This window comes from uncultured Tyzzerella sp. (genome assembly GCF_963558545.1).
Classification (GTDB): Bacteria; Bacillota; Clostridia; order Lachnospirales; family CAG-274; genus Tyzzerella.
This window is the reverse complement of record NZ_CAUWHO010000054.1, coordinates 1-14,067: the sequence shown is the minus strand read 5'-3', so window position 1 is coordinate 14,067 and position 14,067 is coordinate 1. Positions and strand designations below refer to the sequence as shown.

Annotated in this window: 12 protein-coding genes; 4 read left to right on the top strand and 8 right to left on the bottom strand. The window is 26.2% G+C overall.

The annotated features are described in order from the left end of the window. Positions 1–116 precede the first annotated feature (116 nt). The 3 genes from R5Z65_RS08410 to R5Z65_RS08400 are packed head-to-tail and all read left to right on the top strand — an operon-like array spanning position 117 to position 4,611. A complete protein-coding gene (locus tag R5Z65_RS08410; protein WP_317368492.1) occupies positions 117–740 on the top strand; it encodes a hypothetical protein in 624 nt (207 codons plus the stop codon). A 15-nt stretch (positions 741–755) separates the two neighbouring features. After that, the gene (gene addA, locus R5Z65_RS08405; RefSeq protein WP_317368491.1) at positions 756–4,382 is read left to right on the top strand and encodes a helicase-exonuclease AddAB subunit AddA; all 3,627 of its coding nucleotides are present in this window, start codon (positions 756–758) and stop codon (positions 4,380–4,382) included. Between the two features lie 58 nt (positions 4,383–4,440). Next, entirely contained in the window at positions 4,441–4,611 is a 171-nt protein-coding gene (locus R5Z65_RS08400; RefSeq protein ID WP_317368490.1) for a hypothetical protein, read from the top strand. Positions 4,612–4,642: 31 nt separating this feature from the next. Here the strand turns inward: R5Z65_RS08400 and R5Z65_RS08395 are convergent, their stop codons facing one another. Together R5Z65_RS08395 and R5Z65_RS08390 are read right to left on the bottom strand one after the other, a co-directional pair. Continuing rightward, the gene (locus R5Z65_RS08395; RefSeq protein WP_317368489.1) at positions 4,643–5,416 is read right to left on the bottom strand and encodes a type III pantothenate kinase; all 774 of its coding nucleotides are present in this window, start codon (positions 5,414–5,416) and stop codon (positions 4,643–4,645) included. 21 nt (positions 5,417–5,437) lie between these two features. Further along, positions 5,438–6,052, bottom strand: a complete 615-nt coding sequence (locus R5Z65_RS08390; protein WP_317368487.1) for an ECF transporter S component — start codon at positions 6,050–6,052, stop codon at positions 5,438–5,440. Between the two features lie 179 nt (positions 6,053–6,231). On the opposite strand from R5Z65_RS08390, the gene R5Z65_RS08385 reads away from it, so the two are divergent. Then, positions 6,232–7,809: a DEAD/DEAH box helicase gene (locus R5Z65_RS08385; protein WP_317368485.1), complete on the top strand. Its 1,578-nt coding sequence runs from the start codon at positions 6,232–6,234 to the stop codon at positions 7,807–7,809. Positions 7,810–7,858: 49 nt separating this feature from the next. Here R5Z65_RS08385 and R5Z65_RS08380 read toward each other — a convergent pair whose 3' ends face one another. The 6 genes from R5Z65_RS08380 to R5Z65_RS08355 form a co-directional block, all read right to left on the bottom strand. Next, positions 7,859–9,532: a ribonuclease J gene (locus R5Z65_RS08380; RefSeq protein WP_317368484.1), complete on the bottom strand. Its 1,674-nt coding sequence runs from the start codon at positions 9,530–9,532 to the stop codon at positions 7,859–7,861. 66 nt (positions 9,533–9,598) lie between these two features. Then, on the bottom strand, positions 9,599–9,907 hold the full coding sequence (locus R5Z65_RS08375) for a DUF1292 domain-containing protein (RefSeq protein WP_317368482.1): 309 nt from the start codon (positions 9,905–9,907) through the stop codon (positions 9,599–9,601). A 17-nt stretch (positions 9,908–9,924) separates the two neighbouring features. Then, positions 9,925–10,359, bottom strand: a complete 435-nt coding sequence (gene ruvX, locus R5Z65_RS08370; RefSeq protein ID WP_317368481.1) for a Holliday junction resolvase RuvX — start codon at positions 10,357–10,359, stop codon at positions 9,925–9,927. A gap of 17 nt (positions 10,360–10,376) precedes the next feature. After that, entirely contained in the window at positions 10,377–10,640 is a 264-nt protein-coding gene (locus R5Z65_RS08365) for an IreB family regulatory phosphoprotein (RefSeq protein WP_317368480.1), read from the bottom strand. A gap of 396 nt (positions 10,641–11,036) precedes the next feature. Then, the gene (gene mtaB, locus R5Z65_RS08360) at positions 11,037–12,347 is read right to left on the bottom strand and encodes a tRNA (N(6)-L-threonylcarbamoyladenosine(37)-C(2))-methylthiotransferase MtaB (protein ID WP_317368478.1); all 1,311 of its coding nucleotides are present in this window, start codon (positions 12,345–12,347) and stop codon (positions 11,037–11,039) included. Between the two features lie 33 nt (positions 12,348–12,380). Next, positions 12,381–13,979, bottom strand: a complete 1,599-nt coding sequence (locus tag R5Z65_RS08355) for a helix-turn-helix domain-containing protein (protein WP_317368476.1) — start codon at positions 13,977–13,979, stop codon at positions 12,381–12,383. Positions 13,980–14,067: the final 88 nt, after the last annotated feature.

The following is a 14,067-nucleotide window of genomic DNA, read 5'->3' as shown; positions in this document are numbered from 1 at the left end:
TGTTATAATATAGTATTTTTATAGAGAAATATCAAAAAAGTATTTAATAGTTGTAAATATATTAGTAATATGTTAAAATTTTGATAGTAATTAAAATAAAAGAAGGGATTAATTATATGATAAAATCGATGCCAATACTTATTGGGGTAATAACTTTTGTAATAGTAATTAAAATAATGCTAAAGAAAAGTGATAATGGATATGATAAATCAGTAGATGATTTTATGCAAAGGGAACTAGAGGCAAATAATACAATAAAAGATTTTGATAAATTAGATATTAATTTTGTTGAGCCATCTAACGTACTACCATTTATAGATTATGAAAATATACCTACGTATAAAAAGGTAATAAAAAAACAAGATTTAGTTAAAAGAAAGATAGAGTTAGATATGATAAAAATACCTTCTAATCTTACTAATACAGAACTTAAAGAAATGTATGGTGTAAATAATTTTGATAAAATATCTAAGTTAGAAGAACATTATAATTCTTATGTAAGAGGGTTGTTTGAGTGGGCAGAAGAACTTTATAATCTTAACAATATATACGATTGTAAAAAAGTTTTACTAGAGGCAGTAAGATTAGAGGCTAATATTAGCCAAGTTTATATATTGTTGGCAAAAATATATTTTAAAGAAAATGATAAATCTAGTTTAACAAATTTAAAAAATAATATAAATGATATGGACCTTTCATTAAAAAAAGTGGTATTAGAAGAAATAGAAAAATATTTATAAACATAAGGAGATAAAATGGGATTTACAAAAAATCAATTACAAGCTATAAATGAACGGGATAAAAATATACTTGTTTCTGCTGCTGCTGGCTCGGGGAAAACTACTGTTTTAGCAGAAAGAATAATAAATAAAATAATAAATGATAAAATAGATGTAGATAGATTACTTGTTGTTACATTTACTAAAGATGCAGCAGAAGAAATGAAAGAACGTATTACAAAGCGTATAAATATAGAATTACAAAAAGATGATACTCTAGCAGAACAATTAGTAAGAATAAATAAAGCGCAAATATCTACTATAGACTCTTTTTGTTCTAAAGTTGTAAAAACACATTTTAAATCTTTAGATATAGACCCTAATTTTAGAATAGGTGATAAAGGTGAGCTAGATATATTAACAGATGAAGCATTACAAAATTTTTTAGATAAGTATTATGAAGAAAATAAAGAAGATTTTGTAAGGCTTGTAGATTCATTTACTAAAGGTGCTAATGATGATAAGTTTAAAAGTGTATTTTTAAATTTATATTTTAAATCTCAAAATTTACCATATCCTAAAAAATGGTTAGAAAAAGCATATAAGCAGTTTGATGTTGTAACACAAGACGACTTTTTTTCATCTGATATATTTAAAAAGTTAATGAACTATATAGAAGAGATTTTAAAAGAAGTCATAATAATATGTGAAAGAATAAAGTTTATATCAACAGGGCAACTAGACTTTGATAAAAATGGAGGAAACACTTCAACTATGGAAGGGTTTTTAACACAAGAATTTTCTAATTTTTATAATATGTTGGGTTATATAAAAGAAGAAAAATATGATGCCTTTATTGACAGTATATATAATTTAAAATATGCAAGATGGAATAAAAATCTTTTAAAAGCTAACCCAGATTTAGCAGAAGAAATAAAATCTTTGAGAGATTTGTATAAAGACTTTATAAAAAAGGAAATTGTAGAAAAATTTTTTAATAATTCCATATTAGAAATAATAGAAGATATAAAGACAATTTATCCTATAATAAATACCCTGTGCAACCTTATTATAGAATTTGATGATTATTTTATGGGGATAAAAAAGGAAAAAAATATATATACTTTTAGTGATATAGCTCATTTTTGCTTAAATATTCTTGTTGAAGATAACAAGCCAACTAATATTGCCAACCAATATAAACATATTTTTGATGAAATTATTATAGATGAATATCAAGATAGTAATTCTATACAAGAAACAATTTTATCTTCTATATCTAATAATAACAGATTTATGGTAGGGGATATAAAGCAGTGTATTTATAGGTTTAGACAAGCAAATCCTAGTATATTTAATGAAAAATATATTCAATATTTTAATGAAAAATCAAAAGATAAGAGGATAGATTTAAATGCTAATTTTAGAAGTAATAAGTCTGTAATTGACAGTATAAACATAATTTTTGAAAATATTATGTGTGATAAATTAGGTGAGGTTAATTATGATGAAAATGCAAGGCTTTACAATGAAGCTATTTTTCCTAATCCAAAAGAAAATGAAAATGTTTTAAATAAATGTGAATTAAATATTATTGACTGTAGTAAGGTTATAGATGAAATAAATGACAATGTTATATGTGAGATTGCTAATACAGAAATAGAAGCAAATTTTATATGTAAAAAAATAAACGAACTTTTTAGCAATAACACAATGGTTTTTGATAAAGACATAAATATTTATAGAAAAATAGAATATAAAGATATAGTAATTTTAATGCGTAGCAAATCTAATTTTGATATATTTGCAGATATTTTAGCTAAAAATAATATACCTGTTTACACAGAAACATCTAACGGATTTTATGATTTTACAGAAATAAAAACTATAATAAATATACTAAATGTACTTGTTAACCCTTTACAAGATTATGCTTTAATAGGTACTATGTATTCTCCAATTTTTAATTTTTCATCAAATGAATTGCTAGAGATAAAGTTATCTTCTAATAACAAGTTGTTTTATTATATTTTAATAGATTTTGTACAAAATAGTGATAACGAAGTTTTAAAAAATAAGTGTTTAAGTTTTTTAGATAAAATAAAAAATTGGCAGAGCTTATCAAAAAGTTTATCTATAAATGAACTTTTATCCTATATATATGAAGATTCTAATTATTATAACTATTTAGGGCTTTTAGATAGTGGAAATATAAGACAGGCAAATTTGTATAGCCTTTTAGAAAAAGCATTATCATTTGAAGAAACTAATCTACACGGACTTTTTAATTTTATAAATTATATAAATAAATTTAAAATGGTTAGCGATGATGGCAAGGCATCTATTTTATCTAAAAATGAAAATGTTGTAAAAATTATGACTATACATAAAAGCAAGGGTTTAGAATTTCCTATTGTATTTTTATCTAATTTATCAAAAATTTTTAATACAAGTGATAATAAAGAACCTATTTTATTTGATGAGCAATATATGTTTGGGTTATCTATTTTTAATAGTACATCAGAATATGAGCCAAGAAAAAGAATTTCTAGTATACAAAAAAGCATTATAGCCTATAAAAATAAAGAAGAAAGTTACTCTGAAGAAATGCGTATTTTATACGTTGCTTTAACTAGGGCAAAAGAATGCTTAATATTAACGGGCTGTATAAATAAAAATTTTGATGAAACATTAGAAAAAATGAAAAATTTAATTTTACCACAGGTTAAATGTATATTACCTAGATATTTTTTAAAATCTGGTATATCTAATAATTATTTAGCGTGGGTTTATACAGCAATAAAAAATTTTGATGTTAATAATATTTGGCAAGTTAATGTTAGTACCTATGAGGACATACTAAATAATAAAACGTATTCTAATGTAAAAGATAAAGTATCTATGGATAAATTAGAAATGTTTTATAGTCTTATTAATTTAGATAAAAATAAAAACTATACTAATAATAAAGATGAAATATATAAAAATTTATCTTGGAAATATCCTAATATGATAGCACAAGGCTTAACATCTACTTTAGCTGTTTCTGAAATAAAAAGGGTATACCAAACTAAATTTTTAGACTATTTAAAAGTTTATGATAATACAAATTTTACGTTACCTAAGTTTTATACTTTTGCTAAAGAAGAGCTTACACCTATGGAAGTAGGCTCTATATACCATAAAATTTTAGAAAACATAGATTTTAATATAAAGAGTGAGAAAGAATTAGATAACCTTTTAAATAATTTAAGCTATAAAAATATTCTTAATGATAAGGAAATAGAATGTATAGATAAGAATATAGTTTTAGGATTTTTAAATACAGATTTAGTTAGAAGAATAAATAATGCAAAAAATATAAAAAGGGAATGTGCATTTACATTAGGAGTTAAGCCAAAGGATATTTATATAGATGATGAATTTAAAAGTATAGATAACAATATACTTGTAAGTGGTATTATAGATTTATATTTTGAAGAAGAAGATGGATTGGTATTAGTAGATTATAAAACAGATAGGACTAAAAGTGAAAGGGTACTTTTAAATAGATACAAGACTCAATTAGAAATATATAAAAGGGCCTTAGAGCAATCTACTTGTAAAAAAGTTAAAGAATGTGTTATATATTCTATACTTCATAATATTTCTATAATTATATAATGTTTAATTAAGTTTTTTTAGGAAATAATATTACTAAAATATTTAATGAGGTGGTATTTTGAAAAGAAAAAACTTAAAAAATTGTCCAAGCTTTAAGGCTATTACATCAACAGATGCAAGGCATAATAAACCGTTAACAACAAATTGTTCACATTGTGTTTATTTTTCATCTAAAAACTGTCATTTTGAGGCATCTAATGATATAGAGCCAGATATAGACTTTATTTAATATAAAAAGGCTGATTTTTATCAGCCTTTAATTAATGTTTATGATTATTTTTTAGATAGATAGCATAAAGTCCTTTTAACAGTAAGTTATCATCATATATAATTTCCTTTTTACAAAATGGTATTATATGATTTGCTATACCACCTGTGGCTATAACAGTAGTTTTATAGCCTAAATCATCTTCTATACGCTCTATCATACCATCTATCATAGAAGCATTACCGAAAACAATGCCACTTTTCATACAATCTATAGTGTTGCTCCCAATAATTTTTTTAGGCTCATCTAAGCTTATATGAGGCAATTGAGCAGTCATACCAGACAAAGCACTTAATGATATTTTTACACCAGGTACTATACAACCACCAATATAATTTTTATTTTTATCTATAACAGATATAGTAGTAGCAGTACCCATATCTATAATAATTAAAGGTGCATCAAACTGGTTTAAAGAGGCTACACTGTTTACCACTAAATCGCTACCTAGTTGTGCAGGATTGTCTGTTAAAATATTTAATCCTGTTTTTATACCAGGACCTACTATCATAGGTTCTTTTTTTATTATTGTTTTTACAGCCTGCACAATAGCATCTAAAACGGGTGGAACAACAGATGATATAATACAATTATCTATATTTTGTGTATCAATATTGTATATATCTAACATATTTTTTATTTGAATAGTATACTGGTCATAAGATAGTTTTTTTTCTGTATATAATCTTGCTATAAAGTGTATTTTTTCATTATCTATACCACCAAGTACAATATTTGTATTACCTATGTCTATTGCTAATAACATTTTTATCTCCTTTTAAATAAACTAAACTTTAGTATTTTTAAATAATGCTTTACATATGGCTAAAACTAATATGGAAGAAGCTAATGCTTCTAATGTTGCATTAACACCAACACTAGCTAATATAACAGTTATTAAGTTATCTAATGTTGCATTTAATATCTCTGCATATTTTTCAGCAAAAAATATATAGATAAAACCTAAAACAAAAACAGTATTTACTAAAGAACCAATTAAACCAGTTATTATTAACGACACGTTTATGTTTATATATTTTTTTAAAAACTTAAACACATAGTATGGTATGATACCAACTAATATTCTAGGTACAAAACATACAACAAGGCTAAATAAATTTCCACTTATTATAGGTGAAAAAAAGTAAGATGTAAGGTTGGGTTGTACATTAGCCATAGTAAAGCTAGAAAGTCCAAATACAAAGCCTAAAAATGCACCTTTTTTAGGCCCTAGCATAATAGAGCCTATAATAACAGGTATGTGTATAGTAACTATTTTAAAGGCTCCTAAAGGGATAAAACCAAAAGGGGTTGTTCCCAAAACAAAAATGATGGCAGAAAACAAAGCAAGTTTTGTTAAATCTCTTGCAAAGTTTTTACTTCCAATAGATAAATTATTCATAAAAATCCTCCTTGCTACTATTCTTTAAAAAGATACAGTGCTTAATTTCAAAAACATTATATCAATTATTTGTATTATTTGCAAGTATAAATTAAAAATATATAAGTAGGATATTGTTTTTTTGTAAAATTAATGTTATACTAAAAAAACGTGTAAATTATTTATGAAAGGAACGGATTATGACAAATTTAAAATTTGAAGAATTACAACTATCAGAAGAATTAATAAGAGCAGTTAAAGATATGGGGTTTGAAGAGGCAACGCCTATACAGTCTAAAGCTATAACAAAAATTTTAGATGGTAGAGATATTATAGGACAGTCGCAAACAGGTACAGGTAAAACGGCTGCTTTTGGACTTCCTTGTATAGATATGATAGATGTAGACAATAAAAAGTTACAAGCAGTTATATTATCACCTACGAGAGAACTTGCTATACAAATATGTGAAGAATTTAGAAAATTTTTAAAATATAAAGATGATATAAAAGTTTTACCGGTATATGGTGGACAACCTATAGAAAGACAAATAGGAGCATTAAAAAAAGGTGTTCAAATAGTTGTTGGTACTCCAGGGCGTATAATGGACCATATGAACAGAAGAACACTAAAAATGGAAACGGTTAAAATGGTTGTTTTAGATGAGGCAGATGAAATGCTAGATATGGGTTTTAGAGATGATATAGAAGCTATATTAGATAAAATGCCAGATGAAAGACAAACTGTTTTATTTTCTGCAACTATGGCAAAAGAGATTATGGACCTTACAGATAAATACCTTGTAAATCCAGAAGTTATTAAGGTTGCAAGAAAAGAGCTTACAGTGCCTAACATAGAACAAATATATTTTGAAATAAAAGAGAAAACAAAAGTAGAGGCTACATCTAGACTTATGGATATGTACTGCCCAGAGCTTGTAGTAATTTTTTGCAATACTAAAAAGAGGGTAGATGAGCTTGTAGAGCATTTACAAGGGCGTGGGTATTTTGCAGAAGGTCTACACGGAGATTTAAAGCAAATACAAAGAGATATTGTTATGAAAAAGTTTAGAAATCGTACAATAGAAATATTGGTGGCAACAGACGTAGCTGCCCGTGGTATAGATGTAGATGATGTTGATATGGTTATAAACTATGATTTGCCTCAAGATGAAGAATATTATGTCCATAGAATAGGAAGAACTGGTAGAGCAGGGCGTTCTGGTAGAGCATTTAGCTTTGTTGTAGGTAGAGAAATATATAAGCTTAGGGATATTATGAAATATACAAAAGCTAAAGTAAAACTGGGCAAATTACCTTCTTTAACAGATATAGAAGAAGCTAAAACTAATAATTTTATAGAAAAAGTTAAAAGAGTTATTGAAGAAGGACGTCTTACTAAGTATATAAACATTGTAGAAAGTATTGTAAATGAAGATATATCGGCAGTAGATATATCAGCAGCACTTTTAAAGATGAATTTATATGATGAAAATACGGAAGATATAGATTTTGAAGACGATTTAGAAGATAATAATGAAAAACTAGTAAGATTATTTATTAATGTAGGTAGTAAAAAGAGAGTTAGAGCTAAAGATATAGTGGGGGCTATTGCAGGAGAGTGTGGTATACCTGGCAAAGCTATTGGTGATATAGATATATATGAAGATTATACATTTTTAGATGTACCAAAAAAATATGTAAAAGATATTTTAAAAGGTATGAAAGGCAAAAAAATTAAAAAAGTTACTGTAAAAGTAGAACGTGCTAAAAAAAGATAACTAAATATTAACTGTACTTAATATAAAAAGAAGGCTATTAGCCTTCTTTTTATATTTCCATTATTATTGGTAAAATCATAGGACTTCTTTTTGTTTTTTGCCATAAGAAATCTCTTAAAGTTTCTTTTATTAAAGTTTTTATATAAGCCCATTCACTAATTTGTTTACCTTCACAAGATAAAAGGGCATTTCTTACAACATTTTTAGCATCAGATATTAAATATTCAGATTCTCTAACATATACAAAACCACGAGATATAATATCTGGGCCAGATAATAAAGTACCTTCTGCTCTATCCATAGACACAACAACTATCATTAATCCATCTTGAGAAAGATGCTTTCTATCTCTTAAAACAATATTTCCAACATCTCCAACACCAAGACCATCAACTAAAACTTGGCCAGATTGTACAGAACCTGATATTTTAGCACCATCACGCCCAACCTCTAATATTTCACCAGTTTGTAATACAAATACGTTATTTTTGTCCATACCAAGTTCTATAGCTAAATTAGAATGTGACCTAAGGTGTTTAAATTCTCCGTGGATAGGCATAAAAAATTTAGGTTTAATAAGTGAGTGTAAAATTTTTATTTCTTCTTGTCTAGCATGTCCAGAAACGTGGACATCTTTTAAGCCCTCATATATAACCTCAGCTTCTTTTTTAAGAAGTTCATTTATAACACGATAAACATTTTTTTCATTACCTGGAATAGGTGATGCACTAATAATAACTTTATCACGTGGTTTAATTTCTACTTGTTTATGGTCATTTTGAGATATTCTAGAAAGGGCAGACATAGTTTCACCTTGACTACCAGTCATTATTATTACAAGCTTATCATCGGTATAATTTTTAATAGTACTAGCATCTATAAACACTTTTTTAGGAACATCTAAATATCCAAGCTCACAAGCTGTTTTTACAACATTGTTCATACTACGGCCTATAATAGCTACTTTTCTTTTATATTTTACAGCACAGTTTATAACTTGTTGTATACGATGTATGTTAGAAGAAAATGTAGCAACCATTATTCTTTGAGTTAAAGATTCTGCAAATATTTCTTCTAATATAACACCAACGCTACGTTCGCTCATAGTAAAGCCTTTTAACTCAACATTTGTACTTTCACACATAAATAGTAAAACACCTTTTTTACCAATTTGTGCAAACCTTTGAAGGTCAATAGAATCTCCTTGTATAGGAGTGTGGTCTATTTTAAAATCTCCAGAGTGTACAACAGCACCAGCTGGTGTATATATAGCTAATGCACAAGAATCTGCAATACTATGAGTTACTCTAATAAATTCAACTTTAAAGCTATTGCCTAGTTTTATAGTATCTCCAGCAGATACACATACTCTATTTACTTTGTTTAATATGTTATGTTCTTTTAATTTATTTTCTACCAAACCAATTGTAAGTTTAGTACCATATATAGGTACGTTAAGTTCTTTTAAAAAATAAGGTAAAGCACCTATATGGTCTTCGTGTCCGTGTGTTAAAACAACACCTTTTACCTTTTCTCTGTTTTTTATAAGATATGAAAAATCTGGTATAACAAGGTCTATACCAAGCATATCATCTTCAGGAAAAGCTACGCCACAGTCTACAACTATTATTTCATCATTAATTTCAAAAGCTGTTATATTTTTACCTATCTCTTGAAGACCACCAAGAGGGATAACTTTTAATTTTGCATTTTTTACAGCCAAATTTACACCTCCATTATATATATATTGTGTGAGTAAGTAAGTTCTAAAAATATATAATAAATTTTATTAAAATTCCATTTCATAGTCAGTTTCATTTTCTTGTAAAAGTATTAATATTCTATTGTATTCGTTATTATCTTCAACCGGCATATAAATAGCCTCCTGGGCATCTTCTCCTACCTGCTTTAAAATAAATGCTTCTGCTTCATCTTTTTCAAAATCATCACAAGCAACAACTAATAAATACTGGGTATTATTATCTAAAATACCATCTATAACAAAACAGTCTATAATATCACCATCATCAGATGTAATAGATATTACATCGTAAGTATCTTCCATATCACATAAAACATTATCAAATTCTTCTTGCATAATTTACCCCTTTCTTATTAACAAAGAGTCTTTCCATTACAGTCTAAATAGCCTTGTAAAATAAAAACAGCAGCCATTTTATCAATAACGTTTTTACGTTTTTTACGGCTTAAATCTGCTTCTAAAAGGCTTCTCTCTGCACCTACTGTGCTAAGCCTTTCGTCCCAAAGAATAACCTCTACGTTATTAAAGGTTTTCTCTAGCTTTTGTTTGAAAGCTTCTGTTTTTTCGCCTCTTTCACCTATTGTGTTGTTCATATTTTTAGGATACCCCAAAACTATTTTTTCAACACTATATTCTTTAATAATTTGTCCGATTCGTTCAATACTTTTATTGATACTTTCTTCTTTATCACGGCGTATAATTTCTACACCTTGTGCAGTCCAACCAAAAGGGTCGCTTATGGCAACACCAATAGTTTTTTGTCCAAAATCTAGGCCTAATATTCTCACGTTTAATCTCCTAAAAATTATAAGCTATTTAGGTAGCTTTTAACAATTTCTTCTAAAAGTTCGTTTCGCTCTATTTTGCTAATATTACTTCTAGCACCTTTATGGCTAGTAATATAAGTAGGGTCGCCTGATAATATATAACCTACTATTTGGCTAACAGGATTATAACCCTTTTCTAGCATAGCATTTTTAATATCTGTAAGCATAAAATCAACTTTTGTTTTTTCATTTGGTTGGTAAGCATCAAATTTTTGAGTTAATGATAACTCCTTTTCGCTCATAAAAGCACCTCCTAAAAATAAATATAAATAAACCCGAACATTACTTACTGTAATAATAATAATATAAATTAGCCTGTATTGCAATTACTTTTTAAAAAATAATTATAAAATTTTTAAAAAGTAAAATATAGTTGTAAAATATCAAAGTAAAAGATAGTAACTTTAAATTAATTTTAGTAATAATATTTATTAAAATTTACCCATATATACATACATTATAAAAAATTTCTTATTTTGCTTAAGCCTTGTTTTCTTAAATTTTAAAAGCTAATTTTAATAACAACTTATATGTTTATAATTTCTTGGCATAATAAAACCTCCTATCATAGTTTAATTCTACAACAGGAGGTTTATTTTTATATTATAAATTTTTTACAGATTTGTTTATTTATTTTATTAGCAAATAATACCTAACATATTTTCTTCTTTAATTACTTCTGTAAGTTTTACATTTAATATTTGATTTACTATATTTTTGTCACTTTTTACAGAAACTGTTATATAATTTGTAGTATGTCCTTCATATATACCATTTTCTTTTTCTCTCTCAAATAATACAGGCATAGTTTTATTGAGCATACTTTGTAAAAATTCTATATTAAGAGAATTTGAAAGGGCAATCATTTCTTTGTTACGTTTATTTTTTATATCATTTAATATTTGATTATCAAAAAGAGCAGCTTTAGTACCTTTTTTAGGAGAATATGGAAAAGCGTGAATTTTTGAAATTTTTACTTTTTTAGCAAAGTTATAACTATCAATAAAATCTTCTTCAGTTTCTCCAGGAAAACCTACAATCATATCTGTTGTAATAGCAACATTAGGAAAGGCTTTTCTAAGTTTTATTAAAGCCTCTTCGTATTGTTCTTTTGTATATTGCCTTTTCATACGTGCTAATGTGTTGTTACAACCACTTTGTAAAGATAGGTGATAATGGTCACATACTTTAGGTAGCTTGCTTACCTCTTCTATAAATTCATCTGTTATAACAAGAGGTTCTATTGAGCTAAAACGTATACGTTCTATACCTTCTACGTTGTGTACTTTTTTAATTATATCTATAAAATTAGTATTTTTTAAGTCAAATCCATAAGAAAGTATATGTATACCAGTTAATACTATTTCTTTAAAGCCATTTTTAGCTAGTTTTTCTACTTCTTCTATAACATCTTCTGGTTTACGGCTCCTTACAGGACCTCTAGCAAATGGTATTATACAATATGTACAAAAACGGTTACAACCCTCTTGTATTTTTAAATATGCTCTTGTTCTATCTTTTAGCTCTGTTATAGATAAAGGCTCAAAAGTACGCTCTTTCATAATATCAGATACTGTGTTTAAAACATCTGTTTTATGCTCTTGTTGATATTTTTTAACAGTTTCTACTATTTCAAGTCTATTTTTTGTACCTATAACAATATTTATACCTTCTATTTTAGATACTTCATCAGGGGCCACTTGAGAATAACAACCAGTAGCAACAATTATACTATCAGGATTTAATGACTTTGCTCTTCTAATCATTTGTCTAGATTTTTTATCCCCTAAGTTTGTAACAGTGCAAGTGTTTATAACATATATATCTGCCTCAGAATCAAAATTTACTAATGTGTAACCTTCCTTTTCAAAAAGTTCTATCATAGCTTCTGTATCGTATAAATTTACTTTACAACCAAGAGTTGTAAATGCTATTCTGTTTAATTTCATAAAATTTCCTCTTTCTATTTTGTATGTTAAAGTTTATTTTTTTAAGTCTTTATTTATATACCTAAAATCTCCTGCTAATATTCCTTCTAATCTTTTAAATGTTTGCCTAAAAACATTAACATCTTCATAGCCTATTTTTAAAGCTACTATATCATCTGTTAAATTTGTTGTTAAGATTAGTTCTTTAGCTTTGTCTATTCTAATTCTAGTTATATATTCGTCTAAATGTTTTTCTGTTCTTTTTTCAAATATTTGTTTAAAATATTTAATATTGTAGTTAAATTGTCTGCTTAAATTTTTATAATTTATATTTTTAAAGTAATTTTCGTTTATATATTTGATAGCATTTTCAAACACTTCATCTTCTATATTTTTTCTAAAATCATTTATATATTCACAAAATATTTTTAGGTTATCTTTTAAAAATATGTGTGCATCATTTGTTGTTTTTAAAGAAAAAACTTTAGATGTGTCAAAAAAATTGTTAATAGGCTTTATTTTTAACCCTTGTTCAAAAGCATTCCTATTTATAGATATAAGAATAGACATAATAATTTGAGGGAGTATTTCTTCAAATTTATGTTTGTATAAATTTATTTGTTCAAATATTTCATTTAGCAATTTTAAACAATATTCATATTCTCCAATAACAGAAGTATACACCAAAAGACGTTCTCTTTCATAAGGGTAAGTGGCCGTAAATGTATTTTCTGGCTCTACATATTCTATTGCTATAATAGAATTATAGCCAACTATACAGCGATACCTAAGAGCTGTTGTTGCTTCTAAAAAAGATGTGTGTATTCTGTCTAATTGTTCATATGTTCTACCAAGCCCACAAGAAACGGATATATCTGTTTCTTGCTTTATTTGTTGTTTTATATTAGTCATATTATCTAAAACAGTTTCTATCTCATTTTCGCCACCTAATATTATAACTATCTCATTAAAAAGGTTAATAAAAGCCTTTGCATTATAAATATTAGAATTTATAATTTTTAAAAGCTTAAATATTGTAATATGTTTTTCTTTTTGCGATTTATTTATAATGTGTTTTCTAAAAGAATCTATCCTAAATACAGCAACTGTATAAGGAGGTGTTATATTAATATTAAAATATTCAAGGCTTTCTTTTATTTCGTCTTTATCAAATATACTTTCGTTTATTAAAACAGATAAAAATTTATCTTCAAATAGTTTAAAGTTTTGAACATATTCTATTGATAATAATTTTTCTTCTTTTATTAAGGTTTCTTTAACCCTTATGTAGTCTAGATAAGCACTTAAACATTTGTTTAAGTCCACAGGTTTTACAGGTCTTATTGTATAAGATACAGCACCTAGTTCTAGTGCTTTTTCTAGATAGTTAATGTCTGACACAGAGCCATACACAATAAACTTTACATCTTTGTATAAAGATGTAATTTCACTCATTTTTTTAAAAAATTCTAATCCTAAAAACCTTATTTCCATTATTATAAGGTCTATAGAATTATTTTTTATATATTTATAAAAATCCTTTTCATTTGAAAAAGTATTTTTTATTTTAAATTGTAAAAAATTTGTATCTATATAAGATTTTATGCCAAGAGTGTGTGATTGCTCTAAATCTGCTATTATTACATTAAACATTTTTTCACGCTCCTTTTTTATATTTTATCATATATAAGTATATTAGTCTATTTTTGATTAAATAATTTTAAAAAAATATATAAAATTT